Origin of the sequence: Paenibacillus sp. 2KB_20, from assembly GCF_052115765.1 — a bacterium.
Classification (GTDB): Bacteria; Bacillota; Bacilli; order Paenibacillales; family Paenibacillaceae; genus Paenibacillus_AQ.
Map to the genome: position 1 here is coordinate 1 of NZ_JBFRHH010000007.1, position 16,551 is coordinate 16,551.

Annotated in this window: 10 protein-coding genes and 1 pseudogene; 9 read left to right on the forward strand and 2 right to left on the reverse strand. The window is 55.6% G+C overall.

Features of this window, described 5'->3' with window-relative positions; translation table 11 throughout:
- The 4 genes from AB4124_RS18780 to AB4124_RS18795 form a co-directional block, all read left to right on the forward strand.
- Positions 1-363, forward strand: a 363-nt coding sequence (locus AB4124_RS18780) for a DinB family protein (protein ID WP_441973841.1), incomplete at its 5' end; no start/stop codon positions are given.
- 56 nt (positions 364-419) lie between these two features.
- The gene (locus tag AB4124_RS18785) at positions 420-1,214 is read left to right on the forward strand and encodes a hypothetical protein (protein WP_441973842.1); all 795 of its coding nucleotides are present in this window, start codon (positions 420-422) and stop codon (positions 1,212-1,214) included.
- A 153-nt stretch (positions 1,215-1,367) separates the two neighbouring features.
- On the forward strand, positions 1,368-1,895 hold the full coding sequence (locus AB4124_RS18790; protein WP_441973843.1) for an SUKH-4 family immunity protein: 528 nt from the start codon (positions 1,368-1,370) through the stop codon (positions 1,893-1,895).
- 39 nt (positions 1,896-1,934) lie between these two features.
- Positions 1,935-2,339 carry an NUDIX hydrolase gene (locus AB4124_RS18795; protein ID WP_441973844.1) on the forward strand — a complete coding sequence of 135 codons (405 nt, stop codon included), beginning with the start codon at positions 1,935-1,937 and terminating at the stop codon, positions 2,337-2,339.
- Positions 2,340-2,575: 236 nt separating this feature from the next.
- On the opposite strand, the gene AB4124_RS18800 is transcribed toward AB4124_RS18795, so the two are convergent.
- Positions 2,576-3,454, reverse strand: a complete 879-nt coding sequence (locus AB4124_RS18800) for a carbohydrate ABC transporter permease (RefSeq protein WP_339266618.1) — start codon at positions 3,452-3,454, stop codon at positions 2,576-2,578.
- A 37-nt stretch (positions 3,455-3,491) separates the two neighbouring features.
- Complete coding sequence (locus tag AB4124_RS18805; protein WP_215155509.1) at positions 3,492-4,418, reverse strand: ABC transporter permease; 927 nt, start codon at positions 4,416-4,418, stop codon at positions 3,492-3,494.
- A 458-nt stretch (positions 4,419-4,876) separates the two neighbouring features.
- Between AB4124_RS18805 and AB4124_RS18810 the strand changes: the two genes are divergently transcribed.
- The 5 genes and pseudogenes from AB4124_RS18810 to AB4124_RS18830 all read left to right on the forward strand — a co-directional run bounded on the left by AB4124_RS18810 (position 4,877) and on the right by AB4124_RS18830 (position 16,496).
- Complete coding sequence (locus AB4124_RS18810) at positions 4,877-7,156, forward strand: helix-turn-helix domain-containing protein (protein WP_441973845.1); 2,280 nt, start codon at positions 4,877-4,879, stop codon at positions 7,154-7,156.
- Positions 7,157-7,539: 383 nt separating this feature from the next.
- Positions 7,540-9,057, forward strand: a complete 1,518-nt coding sequence (locus AB4124_RS18815; protein WP_441973846.1) for a DUF3502 domain-containing protein — start codon at positions 7,540-7,542, stop codon at positions 9,055-9,057.
- A gap of 356 nt (positions 9,058-9,413) precedes the next feature.
- Complete coding sequence (locus AB4124_RS18820; RefSeq protein ID WP_441973847.1) at positions 9,414-10,787, forward strand: alpha-L-fucosidase; 1,374 nt, start codon at positions 9,414-9,416, stop codon at positions 10,785-10,787.
- Between the two features lie 3 nt (positions 10,788-10,790).
- Positions 10,791-13,908 (forward strand): annotated as a pseudogene (locus AB4124_RS18825) (glycoside hydrolase).
- A gap of 296 nt (positions 13,909-14,204) precedes the next feature.
- The gene (locus AB4124_RS18830; protein ID WP_441973848.1) at positions 14,205-16,496 is read left to right on the forward strand and encodes a glycoside hydrolase family 3 N-terminal domain-containing protein; all 2,292 of its coding nucleotides are present in this window, start codon (positions 14,205-14,207) and stop codon (positions 16,494-16,496) included.
- The last annotated feature ends 55 nt before the right edge of the window (positions 16,497-16,551 follow it).

Genomic DNA, 16,551 nt, shown 5'->3' on the forward strand with positions numbered 1-16,551 from the left:
AAGACAGAAGAATTGTATGTGGTTGCTATTAAAAGAGGATTGAAGGGCAAGGAAGATTCAATTATTGAGAATAAACCTTTGGAATTTCTGCTGGACAGAAGTAGAAAGTTAGAAGCTCCTGACATTGCTAAACCAACCGATGAAATTATAGAATATCAAGAAATTGTCGAGAAACTGCATCATTCTAGAGAGAAGCTAACGGAACTGCTCCATTCATTAGAAGACCCGTCGGTGCTAAGCAGAAGACATTTCACCCACCCCGTCTTTAAAGAGATGTTATTAATAGAATGGGTTAAATCACTGTACTTGCATGAACAAAGACATATTCAACAAATGAATGAAATTATCGAAGGATTTAAATAAATCTTTTGCTTGTTTTGATATGATATGAGAAAGAAATAAATGGGAAGTGAGAAGCTGTGGACAAAAAGGCGAAAAAGATTTTATCGCAAACGTTCTGGTCATCCAGCGGCTGGAAGAGGAGTCCTCTGCCGTTCGCTGGCGAGGATTTTGATTACGCGAAGAGCATGGGGCTGATGTTCGATCCTATCACCATCGGACATGATGAGTTGATTCAGCGGCTTCATAGCTTACATGAGACGGTGACAAAAGAAAAGGTTGCGGCTGCTTTTCTGCACAGCCTGTCCACGAGACAAGTGCATCTGCGAAGCGCGCTTTCCAGCTGGGCGCTGACCTCGCGCCTGCCTCTTCATACGTACGAAGAACGACGCTCGGCCATGCCGAATTATAGCAGCTGCGGGGATTGCAATCACGCAGGGATGCAGTCTGACCGGGATTATGTGAATACCGACTTGAACGTGCTGAATTTCGAACGGGTCAAATGGGGAGGCATCCGCTTGAATCAGCTGCTCTACTGCTGGCTCGATCTGGAGTTGTTGAGCCATGAGGAGGGCCTGATGGTGGACGATGAGGATATCGCCATTCTGAGGAAGCTGATTACAGCCGTCGAAGAATGCGCCGAATCGGAAAGCCCCCGCCATTTGGAGAAGCGCTTGAAGGATGTCCTGTCTTCAAGCAAGCATGAACGAGACGTCCTGATGGAGGTTCTTGGATATGCCGGCGTGCTGGTTCCGAAGGATACGCCCCGCACGCGTCCGAGGAGGGACGACGATTTCTTCTCGATGTCGGAGTGGCAAGGAAGCGACGGGTATTCCGAGGAGGCGCTGCAGTTTTATTTCGGCGAATATCTGTAAACCCCGCTACATCATTATAGGTTACAGAATGCGTACCGGTTTAGGATTTTAGGGGAGGGTTAGAATGGAGCCGCAATATCATACGCTGTATGATCACGGAGTGCTGACTTATATGAGGGAAAGTTTGGATCGTCTCGGAGTGCCCGATAGACGGTGGAAACGCTTGTGCATCGGGGAATGCCGGTCTTTGATCCGCAGGAGCCCCCGTTGGGTCTTCTGTTTCATGAAGCGTTACCGCTGCGGGATGTTCATGGCGACTATATTGCGATCGGAAGGGAGATCTGGAGCGAAGGGCTTCATGTCGCGATCAAAAGGGACACAGGGGCGGTATGGGCAGTAACGGAGGGCGGTATACAGAAACCGACCTACATGAACGCCTCCATCGAGAGCCTGCTCGCCTTTATGGACCGCGTGCTACGATTCAAACAGCAAACGGAGCGCTTGCAGCCCGATCCCCCTCCCATGATCTTGACGGCAGAAGAATCTCGTTTGAAACTTGAGAAGTTCAGGAGAGGGGAGATCAAGCCGAGAACCCGACCGGACGCCTCGCAGACTCAGCGCGAGTGGAAGAGCGCTTTCGAACAAATGAAGCGGGAGCTGAAAGACATGGATCTTGCTGCCGTCCGTTCCTCTTCATGGTGGGGAGTTGTGCTGGAGGAAATGAAGGATCGTTTGCGTTAGCGGATATGGCATTTTAATGTCAGGATGGGAGGATGAAATTTGGGCTTTCAGGATACATACAGATTTGGTGTGCATGCCATCATATCGAACGCCGACGGCAAGCTGCTCTTATTAAAACGGACCTATGGGAACAAGGGATGGAGTTTGCCCGGAGGCGGGGTGGACCCCGGTGAAACGATTCATGAAGCCATTTTTCGCGAATGCCGCGAAGAACTGGGCCTTACCCTGCAAGATGCGGTTTTGACCGGATTTTATTATCACAGTCATATCAACGCGCAGGTCGGCATATTCCGCTGTTCGATCCCTCTTCATGAGGAAATTATCCTTAGTTCGGAGCACTCTGAGTATAAATGGGCCGAGTTGTCGGAGCTAAGCGAAGTTCAGCGGTTAAGGGCCCAGGATGCATTGGCTTATCAAGGGGAAGTCAAAAGCCACGCGTTTTAGCATTCATCCTGTTTTTTCGAAGACCGGATTACCGTTACTACCCCATGCACAACATCAGGGTTACGCTTACTAACCCTCGTTGATGATGTTCCATCCGAAGCGGCAGAGGTTGCATCCATAAAGACATCCAGCATATAAAAAAAGAGGCTAACCGTGAGGGCGGTTAGCCTCTTTGATTTCAGTAAAACCTGATTACCTGACTCATGTCCTGAGGCCATGGCATGTGGATAAAACCTTTACTCCTTCAAAGAGCCAATCAGCAGCCCTTTTATGAAATATCGCTGCAGGAACGGATAGAACAGCACCACCGGACCGATCGTCAGAATGGCGGTGGCCATCTTCACCGATTCTTGCGGAAGCGTCTGGGTGCCGAGGATGGCGCCGCTGCTCTGCATCTGCTGGATCATGCTGATCTCGGAGTTCAGCTTAAACAGCAGGTATTGAAGGGGATACAACTTCTCGTTGTCCACCAGCATGATGGCGTTGAACCAGTTGTTCCAGTAGGCAATGCCGTAGAACAGCGTAATCGTGGCCAGAACGGGCATGCAGAGCGGGAAGTAGATCCGGAACGCGATATAGAAGTCGCTCGCGCCGTCGATCTTGGCCGCCTCCGTCAGGGAAGGCGGAATTTGGGACATGTAGTTGCGTACAAGAAACAGGTTGAACGGGTTGAACACCAGGGACGGTATGATCAGGGCCCAGATGGTGTTGTTCATGCCGAGATTCAGGTTGATCAGATACCAGGGCACCAGGCCCGTGTTAAACACCATCGTAATGAAAAAGAACAATCCGAGCCCGTTGCGGTAACGGATATGCTTGGCGGCCAGCGTATATCCGGCCATGGACGTGATTGTGACCGCAAGGATCGTGCCGACGACCGTCACGATGATCGAGATCATGTAACTCCGGTACAGCGGCGTGCTGCCGAACAGGAGCAGCTTGTAAGCATCAAGCGACAGCTCGCTCGGAAACAGCTGGTAGCCGAATTGTTTAATGCTGGCTTCGTCGGTAAAGGACACCATTAGCACAAGCAGCATCGGTAGGATGCAGAGGATGGAGATGATGCCAATCAGGGCGGTGTTTACGGCGTCGAAAAATTTGGGTCTGGACGTCATCTAAGTTAGGCTCCTTTCCGAGTGGTTCCGGCACGCTTTAGAACAAGGCATGGTCCGGATTCACCTTTTTCACGATTTTGTTGCTGCCCCATACGAGAATAAAGCCGACCACGGATTGATACAGTCCGACGGCCATCGCCTGAGCCGGATTCCCGATGGTGCGAAGGGAACGGAACACATACGTGTCAATAACGTCGACGGTCGGATACAGCAGTCCGTTGTCCTTCACGATGGCATAGATCATGTCGAAGCTGCCGTACATGATTTTGCCCAAGGCCAGCAGGGTCAGGATGGATATGGTCGGCAGCATGAGCGGAATGGTGATATGGCGGATGAGCTGCCAGCGGGTAGCGCCGTCGATCCGGCCGGCTTCGTAATAACTGTCATCAATCCCCGTAATGGCCGCCAGATAGATGACGAGGTTCATCCCGAGGTCCTTCCAGACCGCCGCGGTCGTAAGGATCCACGTCCAGTACTGTGGCGAGGCGTACCAGTTGACGGGATCAATATGGAAGAACGCCAGGATCCGGTTCAGGATGCCGTAATCGGTCGACAGCAAGCTATAGATGATGTAGCTGACGATGACCCATGACAAGAAATGCGGGAACAGAATGGTGGATTGCGTCACCCTCGAGAACCAGCGGCTGCGCAGTTCATTGAACAGAATGGCCAGCGCCATGGCTCCGAGCGTGCCGACGATGATGAATAGAAAATTGAGCTTCAAGGTGTTGAAGGTGACCTCCCACGCCCGGGGCGACGAGAAGAAGAACTTGAAATTGTCAAAGCCGACCCAGGCGGAATTGAAGAGTCCTGTCTTGAAGTTGAATTTCTGAAACGCAATGAGCATGTACGGAAGCGTGAAATAGCCGAAGACCAGCGTATAGATGGCAGCCGGTACGACGAGCAGATAGGCGGATCCGTTCGAACGGATTTCGCGCAGGAAGCCGGAGCGGCTTTTTTTCATAGGTAGGCACGTCCTTTCGTAAGTGATGGGGGCTGCAAGCGTAGCAGTTCTGATTCGAGTGTAAAGAGAGTTGCCGCGTGCAGTAAACTATGAAAATGGAGTTTGAGCGGATTGAAAGGGGGAACGCCTGCTTTAAAAAACGGCAAAAACTTCGAATTTGAGTATTTCGCACAGTGTCGCCAGGATTGAATAATAACCAGAAAAGCTTGGTTTTATAAGGGGTTTAGCCGATGAAGTCTATGAAGGGGAGTTTGGGGAGGAAAATAAAGAATGCGTTTTCATATTGATGTATGCCCTGAGCAAATGTAAGATGAGAATAAAATATCGATCCGTTCCAAGCGATCGGATGGCTAGGCAACCCTATTAAATTAACATGTATATTACATATAATGTTAGTAATTTTCATGAATGATAAGATCTCAGTTGACTATACAGACCGAATGATAAGGAGGGAGAATATGATCCGGCAGCGATTATTCCGTTATGCAGTGTATCGAAATATGTTTCTCAGCTTTGTTTTGCTCACGGCAGCGATGATTGCCCTCGTAACCGTCGTCCTGTACATGATGTTCTCCTGGAGCACCGCGAAGGAGGTAGGGAAAATATCCGAGTCGATGCTGAAGCAGAACAGCGCCGTATCCAGCGTCATCCGCGACCAGGTGTATAACGTGGGCAACCTTTTGCTCAGCGACAAGGAGATCGTGAATGCCCTTTTGGACAAAGAGGCCGATCCGGTGAAACAGTATGGAGTGTTCGGCACCCTTAACCGAGTTCAGTCCACCTATCCGTTCATCCATTCGATCGGGATCTATAACGGCTCGAATAACACGTATCTGAATACGAAGGGGATTACCAAGGAGCAGGAGAAGGCGCTGCTGGAGGAGATCAACAGCAAGAATACATCTTATTTTCACCTGTTTCCGCGCAAGATATCTTCCGCCACTTCGGCGAACCGGAGCGAAGATGTCCTTACTTTCGTCCTCCTTCCGAGCTATTATTCGCCGTTAAGCTCCAAGGGCGCGATCGTGATCAATATGAGCACCGACACCATCCAGGATTTGATCGGAGGCTACCGCAACGAAGCGGTGGATTCACTGCACGTCATTGACGACAAGGGAACCATCATCACCCATTCGGATCGGTCCCGGTTCATGGAGGATGTATCGCAGGAATCCTATGTCCAGTCCATTCTGGAAACAGACGCGGAAAGCGGTTACTTCACCCGCTCCATCGACGGCCGCAAAAGCCTCGTTACCTACGTCAAATCCAGGGATATGAACTGGACGTTTATCAGCGTAAGCCAATATCAAAATCTGTTGTTCAACATGCAGGCCCTCCGAACGTCGGCGCTGGTTCTCGCTTTGGCATGCTTCGTCGTCAGCATGTTCTTGTCGATCTGGCTGACGCATCATGCGTACAACCCGATCCGCCACCTGCTGGAGAAAATGAGCGCCATACCGAAAATGAAGGAAAACCGGCGGCAAATCAACGAATTTGCCATATTGGATACAACCTATGCCGAAATGACGGAGAAAATGAAGTCGATGGAGTCCGAGGCTTCCGTCGCCAGGCAGGCGCACGTGCTGCAGCTGCTGAAAGGCGGCGACGAGACGGCATTCCGCCGTTTGGCCCGGGAAGGCAAGGGGCCCTATTTCTTGGCGGCTGTCCTTTTGCTCGACAGCTTAGACGGCTCGCCCGGGGGCGAGGACGAGGAGCTGCAGTCCTATACCTGCGCAGCCGTCGCCCAGGCGGCCCAGCAGATGCTGGAACCGGAGGGAGCGAGCGTGGCAACGGTGGGGGACGGGACCATTGCGATCATTCTCCCCATGAAGCAGAGCCGGCTTCCGCTCCATGTATTGGGCATGCTGGAGGAGCTGCAGGGCGAGATGCTCCGCACGCTCCGCGTGTCCGTCACCGTCGGCATCGGAACTGCCGCGCAGACTTACGAGGAGCTGCGCGAATCGTTCGATTGCGCGCAGTCCTGCTTCCAGCAGCGCTTCTTCGCAGGCAAGGGCAGGATGTTCCATGGCGATCCGGTCATCGCCGCGGAGTCGGAGCATACCGAGGCGCAGTATCCAGACAAGCGGGAGAAGCGCATCATCGAGGCCATCAAGCTGCAGCAGCGGGACAAATCAGAGAAGGAAATCGATCAGTGGATTAAGGAAATTCGCGATTACAACTATCATGAAGTCATGTTTTTCATCAACCAGTTCATAGGGGGCCTGTACAAGCAGCTCAATGTCCATACGGTGAAAAATCGGGAAAGCGCCGATCTCTTCCTTGACTTTACCCGGCGGATTACCCGTTTTCAGACGCTGCAGGAAACCGCGGATGCCCTGAAGGATCTTGCCCTTAGGCTCTGCAGCCTGTCCGAGGAATCGGGAGCGGTCCGGCATGCGGAGGTAGTTGATTTTATCCAGATGTACGTACGCAAGCATTATGCAAGGCCGGATATGTCGCTCGAGCAGGTCGCGGGCGAGGTGAAGCTGTCCCGCAGCTATGTCGGCAAGCTCTTCAAGGCGCATTGCGAGCTGTCGTTCAACGATTACCTGAATGCCGTTCGACTGGAAAAGGCCCGAGAGCTCCTCGCAAGCACCGAGGAGTCGGTTCAATCGATCAGCGAGCAGGTGGGCATTCTGAATACGACCTATTTTTATACGCTGTTTAAAAAGCACTACCAGATCTCCCCGGCACAGTTCCGAAGCCAGCATGCGATCGAGACGAAAAAAGCGCAGTGACGGGCAGATAAAGTGCGGGTTCAGAAATTCGACTTTTCAGCACCGAAGTCTTTGCTTCCGATGTGCGTTTTTGCAAAACGCTTTAGGTTGGATGAAGCTAGGGACTGAGTAGCGGAGCTGAACGTTTTCATAAGAAAACGGCTTCGGAAGCATAAGCTTGCAAACCTACGTGAGCAACGGAAGGCCCGGCTGAATTCAGATTCGACGCCTTAGACTGCTTCCTGACCTGCCTCGTGATCAAAAGATGACTTTCTGAACAACCTCTTACAAGCGTTTTAAAATGGCGAAAATCATCATTTTGAAGTATACGTCATCCCTAATGTCTCCTTAAGATAGGAATCGTACCGCATGAGCAAACCAAATGAAGACAGGGGGAGACACACATGAAAAAAAGGAAAGCGCTAGCACTATGGCTAGCCGCGATATTTATGGTATCCGTAATCGCAGGCTGCTCCGGCGGGGGTGATGCCGGCGGCGAGAACGGATCGGCGAGCGGCGAGAACGGCGGAGGGGACAAGCTGCCGGTCCGGTATCTGCTTCCGGGCTCCGCGCCGCAGGATTTGGAAACGGCAGTTAAAGCGATCAACGAGAAGCTGGAGGCCGACGGTCTGAACCTCACGTATGAACCGACTTACATCGCGTGGGACGTATGGGATCAGAAGACCAACCTCATGATGTCGACGGGCGAGGAGTTCGAGCTGATTGCCATCATGCACGATACAAAAGGACCGACGGTGCTTGCCGGCAGCGGCGGAATCATTCCGATCGACGATCTGCTGGATCAGTATGGCAGCGAGCTGAAAGCTTCCATGCCGGACTGGATCTGGGAGTCGTCGAAAATCAACGGCAAGATCACGTACGTGCCGAATTTCTGGGCGGATACCGCTTATAACGATGGCATGTTCACGATCCGCACCGATCTGCTCGAGAAAAACGGTCTGAAGCCACCGACATCACCGGGGGAGCTGCTGGATGCGGCGGAGACGCTGCAGAAGAACTGGCCGCAGGACAACAAGAACGTGTATATCAAGATGCTGGAGGAGCCTGCCTACTTCCTGCATACGACATACGACACCTATCCGTTTACCGTGGCGGACAACATGATATATATCGATCAGCAGGGGAACGTGAAGTCCTGGTTTGAAACCGAGGAGTTCAAAAAAGACGTGTTGTACATGAACGAGGCATACAAGCGCGGGCTGATTATGAGCGATCTGCTTACGACACCGACGGAGGTCATCAATCAGGAGGAGCTGGCCGGGCGTTATCTGTATCGACCGGGTGACGTCGGTTTGAGCGACGCCATTCTTCAAACATTCCCGGACGCGAAGCTGGATATTTACTATTTGGCGGACCAGCCGAAATTTAGATCCTACGCGATCCGGAATTCCAACGGGATCTCGGCCACGTCTCCGCATCCGGAGGCCGGCATTCAATTTTTGAATTGGGTGTACAGCAGCCAGGAGAACATGGATCTCGTACAGAGTGGCGTGAAGGACGTCCATTGGAAGGATACCGGCAAGAATACGAAGGATTATCTGGCCAAGAACGAGAACGGTTCTCCGGCTTATGAGCTTCCGTACTGGCTGCTCGGCCACGTCGAGATGAACCGTTACCCGACGAATACAGATCCTGCGCGGCTGGAGCGCCGTACGACGGTTGCGGACGATGCCGTGAACAGCATCACGATCGGCTTCACCTTCGATCCGACAAACGTCGCTTCCCAGTACGCGAATTGCATCGCAGAGCTGAAGACCAGCGTCTATCCGGTCATGCATGGGGTCGTTAAGTACGAGGACGCCTACGATAAAATGCTGGCCGCGATGAAGTCCGCCGGTCTCGATGAAGTCGTGGAGGAATATAAACGGCAATTCGATGAGTGGAGAGCCGGTCAGTCGTAAGTGCAGACGCGATCGGCGGCAATGAACATGATTTTTAAACAGGGCAATTCCTCCCGGTTAGTGCCGGGGAGGAATTGCTTTTTTTCGTGCATGAACCATGAAGCAGGCCGTGAGGAATTTCGAATCGAGTCTAAGGGGATTCGGGAGTGATCATGGGCGCCGCCTTACGGCTTCAATTCTCCGATATTGGCCAAAATCAAAGTTTTCTCTCAAAAGTAAAGTGTTCAAGACAGGGATTCCCGGGCTAGAGTAAAGGTCATAAGAAGCCTTGAGACTTCTCAAAGAGTTAGAAGCGAAAGTCTTTATTAAGGCTGGCCGCACGGCAAGAGCCGTGCAGAATAAGGAGGACGTAGTTCATGACCAAGCAAACACAAGCCATCCGGGAAGGCTGGCAATGGTTTACGGAAAGCCGGTACGGCATGTTTATTCATTTCGGGCCTTATGCCCAATACGGGCGCGGCGAGCAGGTTCTGTTCCGGGAGCATTTGGACCAGGCCGAATACGCGCAGAAGGCCTGCGAGTGGAATCCGGAGTTCTTTGACGCCGAGCTTTGGGCGTACACCGCGCGCAAGGCGGGGATGAGATATGCCTGCTTAACAACGCGGCATCATGACGGATATTGCTTGTGGGATACGGCCACGACGGATTATTCCAGCGCGAAGCAGGCGCCCGGCCGGGATCTGGTGCGCGAATTTACCGATGCGTTCCGAGCCCAGGGGCTTCGTGTCGGCTTATATTATTCCTGGATCGATTGGCGGATCCCGGCTTACTTCGACGGACCGGAGAAGGATCCGGAGGGCTGGGAGACAATGAAGCAGTATTTGCATGCCCAAGTGGAAGAGCTGGTCACGAAATACGGGCGCATCGATCATTTCTTTTTTGACGGGGTCTGGCCGCGAACCGCGGAGGACCTGGACAGCATCAAGCTGGTGGAGCGGATGAAGTCGATTCAGCCGGACATCCTGGTCAACAACCGCCTTGGGTTGTCCGAGGAGGAGAAGCTGCATGCGGACGGCGGCGGCGGCTCGGGCGATTCTGAGGTGCTGGGCGATTTCGGCTCGCCGGAGCATGTCATCGTTCCGGATCAGAAGCGGCTGTGGGAATCCAGCCAGGTTACAACGTGGCGGTTGTGGGGGTATACGAACGGCGAACGATGGCGTCCGGCCGACGTTCTGCTCGACATGCTGTGCGAGTGCGCGGAAAAAGGGGGGACCGTGGGCGGCAATCTTCTGCTTAACGTCGGACCGCAGCCCGACGGACAGCTTCCGCCGGCCTTCGTGGAGCGGGCGCTGAAGATCGGGGAGTGGCTGGACGTTCACGGCGAGGCCATCTACGGCTCCGACGGCGGGAACCTCACGGAGTTCATCACCTACGGGCGGCAGACGATGAAAGACAACAAGCTGTATCTCATCATCCGCTTCTGGGATGGGAGGCCGGTGCTGAGGCTGGCGGACTTGGTGACGCCGGTATCACGGGTTACGCTGCTGACAACGGGGCAGGAGCTGTCGTTCCGACAGGAGGGCGACGTGCTGTGGATCAAAGGGCTGCCGCGGGAACGTCCGACCGAGCTGTTCCCGGTCATCCGCATCGAATGCGAGGAGCGGCCGCAGACCAATCAATGGGGATTGGAGCGCCTATGGACCGGCGATCCTTCCCGGATCGCCGAGTGGGCCCGGACGCGCGGAACATCCGTATACGTCGACGGCCAGCCGCGCGCGAGAAAGGAGTAAGCGATGAGAATACTGGTTTTTTACGACGAACATTTTCCTTATGAAGGCGAACGCCCATCTACCGAATCACTGGAGCGAGTGCGGGAATGGGCGGATGTCGCCGGTGCTGCGGATGTGGTCGAGCGATTGGCGGAAGGGGGCTGGGATGCCCTGATTCACCTGCATGGACCGTACTTCCCGAAGGCGGCTTGGGCGGCCATCGAAGCCCACCTGAAGGCCGGCGGCGGTCTGGTTCATGCCGGTGGCGTGCCTTTCCGCAGGCCGATTCGAGAGCTGAACGGAAGCTGGCATGCCGAACGCGAGCAGCTGGCTTATCATCAGCGAATGGATATCCATGATGCGCTGGCGGTCGACGTATCGCGCGTCCGGGAGCTGAAGGCTTCTGCCGAATTTCCGATTCTGCACGGACGCGAGGAGCTGTTCGGCATCGAGCCGACCTGGGGCTTGACGCTGCATCCGACCAAAGCGAGCGACATCCCGGCCGAGATGGGGGCATGCGGTCCGATGGACGCCGTCATCTCGCCGCTGCTGATCGGCATGGACCGTGATCGACGAGAGCGGTCCGCTCCGGTCGTCATGCTGGAACAGCATAAGGGCGATTACGCGGGGGGGCCGCTGGATTCTGATCAACCAGCAGCTGAGGGCATCGTTCTGGGATACGAAAGGGATGGACATCCTGAAGGATCTGGCCGAATACGCTGGAACAGGCGTGACAGAGCTGTGGCTGAAGCCGAACTATGCCTCTTACGAGCCGGGCGAGCAGATGCGGTTGACGATCCAGCTGCAGACGCTGTCCCGGACGTCCGCCCCGGCGCAGACCTGGCATTTTGCGGTGAGTCTTATCAAGGAAGACGACGGCGAGATCGTCTGGACCGGACACGAGAAGTCGGAAGCCGGCATGGAACAGCGGGATCTGCAGCAGCTTCGCTTGTCCGTACCCGTACGGCTGGAAGCGGGCTTGTACCGGATCGTTTGCGAAGCCGAGTCCGATTCCGGGGAGCGCCGCACCCTGACCCAGGCGATATGGGGCGTTGATCGTCCGCTGCTGCAGGCGGGAGAGCGGCTGGAATGCGGGCGAGATTACTTCCACCGCGGCGGGCGGACGGTTCCGATCGTTGGCATGACGTACATGACCTCCGACGTCGCACGCAAATTTCTCCATCTGCCGAACGTGCAGCGATGGGATGCGGATATGGCGGAGATGAAGCGGGCGGGGATCAACCTGATTCGGACGGGTATATGGACAGGATACCGGATGATCATGTACGCCGACGGACATGCTGCCGAGGACGTTATGCGGGCGATCGATGCCTTTATCCTGACGGCCAAGCGGCATGAGCTGGAAGTGACGTTTACGTTCTTCTCGTTTGCTCCCGAAGCCTGGGAAGGCGAGAACCCGTACCTGGATCCGCGATCGGTGGAGGCGCAAAAACGCTTCGTCGCCTCCATCGTGGGTCGTCACAGGGGCACGACCAACGTACATTGGGACCTGATCAATGAGCCTTCGCTGTTCGATCCGAAGCGAATCTTCGAGGGGCCGGTATCGATAGGGGACCGATTCGAGCGGCAAGCTTGGTCCGAGTGGCTCCGGGAGCGCCACAGGGATGATCTCACGCTGCTTCAGGAGCGCTGGAACATGACGCCTGGCGAGCTTCCGTCCTTCGACTCGGCGCCGGCGCCGAGTCCGGACGATAAGCTGTTCAACAGCGTGCTGCAGCCGAAGAAGTGGGGACCGTGGATCGATTTCACGCTGTTCACCATGGATATGCACAATCGGTGGGCATCCGAGCTCATCGGCACCATTCGCCGCTCCGATCCCCGCCAACTGGTGACGGTCGGGCAGGATGAGGGTATCTGCTCCCAGCGCCCGTCGCCGTCGTTCTATGGCCCCGCAGTCGATTATACGACGGTCCACTCCTGGTGGCAGAACGATCACCTGGCTTGGGACGGTATATTCACCAAAACGCCGGACAAGCCGAATCTGATCCAGGAGACCGGCATCATGCACGTGCAGCGTCCGGACGGCATCGCCAAACGGACGGAGGAAGAGTTGCGCAGCATTCTGGAGCGCAAGTATGCCTATGCGTTTTCGACAGGAGGCGCGGGGGCCGTGCAGTGGATTTGGAATATTAACTACTTCATGGATAACGCCAACGAATCCAACATCGGGGCGCTTCGGGCGGACGGAACGCAGAAGCCCGAAGCGGATGTGTCCTATGACTTCGGCCGCTTCATGAAGGAAGCAGCCGGCCTGTTCGACGATGAACGGCAGCTCGAGGACATCGCCGTCGTTTACCCGTATTCGAATGATTTTTCCAGCCGCAAGCTGGCATACGAAGCAACGACGAGGGCTATGCGCGCGTTGACGTTCGGCATGAACGTCCATCCGCGAGGCATCGGCGAATACCAGTTGGAGGATCTGAAGCGCTATCCTGCCAAGCTGATCATTGTGCCGAGCGCGCACAATTTCGACGATACCGCGTTTGATCAGCTCCTCGACCTGGCAAGGGAAGGGAGCACGGTCCTGTGGACGGGCCCGCTGCGCAACGATGCGTATTGGGGGCCGGCGCCGCACCGCCTGCAGCAGGAGATCGGCGAAACCGTCCATGCTAACGTTCTTCGGGAAGAAACGCTGGAGCTGGCGGGAGAGCATTTCGCCGTTTCGTTCGGCGAACGGAAGATTAACGCGCTGGCGGTGGATCGCCCGGCGGGCCGGTTGGATGGGACGCTAGAGCCCATCACGGTTATCTTGGGCGCGGGACGGTTCGTCTGGTACCCGCTCCCGGTCGAGATGAACGAGCGGTGGGAGCCGATCCAAGCGTTGTACGCGGAAGCTATCCGCTCCGCAGCCGTTTCGCCTGAGCTGGAATGGCTGAAGGGAGGCGAGCTGCCCGGAATCTACGGCCGCAAGCTGGCATTCGGGCATGGAAGCTTGTACGTCTTCGTCTCCGAGCATGGGGCAAGCGCAGAAGTTGAGGTAAGGGATCCGGTAACCGAGGCGGTTTATGCCTTCGAATTGGAACGGGAGCGGACCGTGATGTTCATGACCGATGCCGGGGGACAAGTGCGGACCGTATACCGGCCGGAGGAGGTACGGATCCGGCAGAGCCAACCATCTTGAGGCGTACTCGCCCCTTAAACGGTTGGAAGAGGGTTCTTTCTGTTGACCTGGATAGTCACAGCGCGGCCTTCTGCACGATACACATAGAGGAGGTTCTCCGGTCGAGCGGATCGTGCCGGAGGGCCTTTTTCTTCAATTGGGAACGTCGGAAGGGCTGCTGCTTGGGCGGTGTGGCGTTGAATTCGATGGGAAAGAGCCTAAACCCGAACCCTTATAGGATGGGGGAACATTCAACGAACGGTTGTATGTAATCATATTTTGAACGATTTTAACTGGAAAAAGGAAGGGTGTGCGCCATGGACTACAAGGACGCTGCATGGCCAGTTTCGCGGCGGGTCGAGGACTTGCTGGAGCGGATGACGGCGGCGGAGAAAATCGGACAGCTGATCCAGCCGTTCGGCTGGAAAGCTTACATAAGGAACGACGACGGTACGATCAAGCTTACCGAGGAGTTCAAGTCGCAGCTTGCGGAGGGAGGAATCGGTTCTTTGTACGGTACGCTGCGGGCCGATCCCTGGACCGGGGTGACGCTGGCGAACGGACTGTCCCCGCGGGAAGGGGCGGAAGCGGTTAATGCGATTCAGCGTTACGCGATGAAGCACTCTCGACTGGGGATTCCGATTCTGTTCGGGGAAGAATGCTCCCACGGACATATGGCGATCGGGGCGACGGTGTTCCCCGTACCGCTCACGATCGGAAGCACCTGGAACACGGAACTGTTCCGCAGCATAAGCCGCGCCGTTGCCGCCGAGACAAGGGCTCAGGGGGGAGCAGCCACCTATTCGCCGGTGCTGGACGTGGTACGCGATCCCCGCTGGGGCCGTACCGAAGAAACCTTCGGCGAGGACCCCCATTTGGTGGCCGAATTTGCGGTTGCCGCCGTGCAGGGACTGCAAGGAGAGCGCCTTGATTCGCATACCAGCCTGCTGGCTACGCTGAAGCATTTCGCAGGCTACGGCGCTTCCGAAGGAGGGCGCAATGGGGCACCGGTGCATATCGGGCTCCGGGAGCTCCACGAAGTCGATCTGCTGCCGTTTCGCAAGGCCGTTGAAGCGGGAGCCTTGTCGGTCATGACGGCCTACAACGAAATCGATGGAGTACCTTGCACGTCCAGCCGGTACCTGCTGCAAGACGTGCTCCGCGAGGCATGGAACTTCGACGGCTTTGTCATTACCGATTGCGGCGCTATCCATATGTTGGCATGCGGTCATAATACGGCCGGAAATGGCGTGGAAGCGGCAGCCCAGTCGCTAAAGGCTGGTGTCGACATGGAGATGTCCGGGACCATGTTCCGGGCACATCTTCACCAAGCGCTGGAGCAAGGGCTGATCACCGAAGACGATCTGAATAAGGCAGCCAGCCGCGTGTTGGAACTGAAGTTTCGGCTGGGTCTCTTTGATCGGCCTTATATGGATCCAGCCTGGGCAGAGCAGGTCATAGGCTGCAAAGAGCATATCGCACTGGCCTACCAAGCAGCGGCTGAAGGAATCGTGCTCCTGAAGAACGAGGGGAACATGCTGCCTCTGGGTCCGAGTATCGGAACGATTGCCGTCATTGGCCCCAACGCCCATGCGCCGTATAATCAGCTTGGCGATTATACCTCCCCTCAGCCGCCGGGGCAGATCGTGACGGTGCTGGACGGCATCCGCCGACGGCTGGGAGACAGCCGCGTTCTGTATGCGCCGGGCTGCCGCATTCAAGGCGATTCAAGGGAAGGGTTTCCTGGGGCGCTGGCGTGCGCCGAGCAAGCCGATGTCATCGTGATGGTGCTTGGCGGCTCCAGCGCACGGGATTTCGGGGAGGGCACCATCGATCTGAGAACCGGCGCCTCGGTCGTGACCGGGCATGCCGAGAGCGATATGGAATGTGGGGAAGGAATTGACCGCTCGACCCTGACGCTGATGGGCGTGCAGTTGGAGTTGCTGCAGGAGCTCCAAAAGCTTGGCAAGCCGGTGGTCGTCGTCTATATTAACGGACGGCCGATTACGGAGCCGTGGATCGACGAGTTTATTCCGGCGATCGTAGAAGCTTGGTATCCCGGCCAGGAGGGAGGCAACGCGATCGCGGACGTACTGTTCGGCGACGTCAATCCGTCCGGTCGGCTGCCGCTGTCCATTCCGAAGGAGGTCGGTCAGCTGCCGATTCCTTATAATGCAAGACGGACCCGGGGCAAGCGTTACCTGGAGACGGATTTGGAGCCCCAATATCCGTTCGGCTACGGGTTAAGTTATACGGAATTCCGTTACGGCCACCTGACGGTCGAGCCGGAGTTCATCCCAATAGGTGGCGAAACCACGGTCCGGATCGACGTGACAAACTCGGGAGCTCGGGACGGCGTGGAAGTCGTTCAGCTGTACGTTTCGGACCTGGCCGCTTCCGTTACCCGTCCCGAGAAGGCGTTGAAAGGGTTCCGCAAGGTATTCCTGAAGGCTGGAGAGACGCAGGAAGTAACATTCATCATCGGCAGCGAGCAGCTGGAACTAATCGGCCTTGACATGAAGCCCCTGGTGGAGCCCGGCGAGTTCCGCATTCAGGTCGGCCCCGACTCGACAAGAGGAGAGATCGCGAGTTTACAGGTGAAAGGCTAAGAATCACAAGGTCCAATGGGGCTGAACGCGTTGAAAAAAGGATAACCGAATCCAA

Bases quoted from the DNA above. Each gene is read 5' to 3' on its own strand.
- AB4124_RS18800 (WP_339266618.1), bottom strand. From the start codon at position 3,454: ATGACGTCCAGACCCAAATTTTTCGACGCCGTAAACACCGCCCTGATT.
- AB4124_RS18830 (WP_441973848.1), top strand. From the start codon at position 14,205: ATGGACTACAAGGACGCTGCATGGCCAGTTTCGCGGCGGGTCGAGGAC.
- AB4124_RS18815 (WP_441973846.1), top strand. From the start codon at position 7,540: ATGAAAAAAAGGAAAGCGCTAGCACTATGGCTAGCCGCGATATTTATG.
- AB4124_RS18805 (WP_215155509.1), bottom strand. From the start codon at position 4,418: ATGAAAAAAAGCCGCTCCGGCTTCCTGCGCGAAATCCGTTCGAACGGA.
- AB4124_RS18820 (WP_441973847.1), top strand. From the start codon at position 9,414: ATGACCAAGCAAACACAAGCCATCCGGGAAGGCTGGCAATGGTTTACG.
- AB4124_RS18810 (WP_441973845.1), top strand. From the start codon at position 4,877: ATGATCCGGCAGCGATTATTCCGTTATGCAGTGTATCGAAATATGTTT.